A 697-nucleotide genomic window follows, 5' to 3' on the forward strand; every position below is an offset into this window, starting at 1 on the left:
CGGCGCCAAGCTGGTCATCACCTCGGACACCGCGCCGCGCGGAGGTCGCCGCACGCCGCTCAAGGCCAACACCGACGCCGCCCTTCTGCACTGTTCCGACAAGGTCCGCTGCCTTGTCGTCAAGCACACCGGCGACCAGATCTCCTGGGTTCAGGGCCGCGATGTCGACGTCAAATACCTGATGGAGCACGCCTCCCCCGATTGCCCGCCGCGCCCGATGAATGCCGAAGACCCGCTCTTCATCCTCTACACCTCCGGCTCCACCGGCAAACCGAAAGGCGTCGTGCACAGCTCCGGCGGCTATCTCGCCTATGCCGCACTGACCCATAAATACGTCTTCGACTACCACGACGGCGACGTCTTCTGGTGCACCGCCGATGTCGGCTGGGTCACCGGCCACAGCTACATCGTCTACGGGCCCCTCGCCAATGGCGCGACCACCGTGATGTTCGAAGGCGTGCCGACCTACCCCGATGCGGGCCGGTTCTGGGCCGTCTGCGAGAAGCACAAGGTGAACCAATTCTACACCGCCCCGACCGCGCTGCGCTCCCTCATGGGACAAGGCAACGAATGGGTCGAGAAATACGATCTGTCCTCGCTCAAAGTGCTCGGCACCGTCGGCGAGCCGATCAACCCGGAGGCCTGGAACTGGTACAACGAGGTCGTCGGCAAGAGGAATTGCCCCATCGTCGATACC

1 protein-coding gene is annotated in these 697 nt (G+C 64.1%); it reads left to right on the plus strand.

Going from position 1 to position 697, the window contains the following annotated elements; translation table 11 throughout:
• Positions 1–697: AMP-binding protein (locus tag ACYBHZ_RS19320; protein WP_460275948.1), on the plus strand; the 697-nt coding region annotated here is incomplete at both ends.

This window comes from Celeribacter sp. ULVN23_4 (assembly GCF_054788345.1).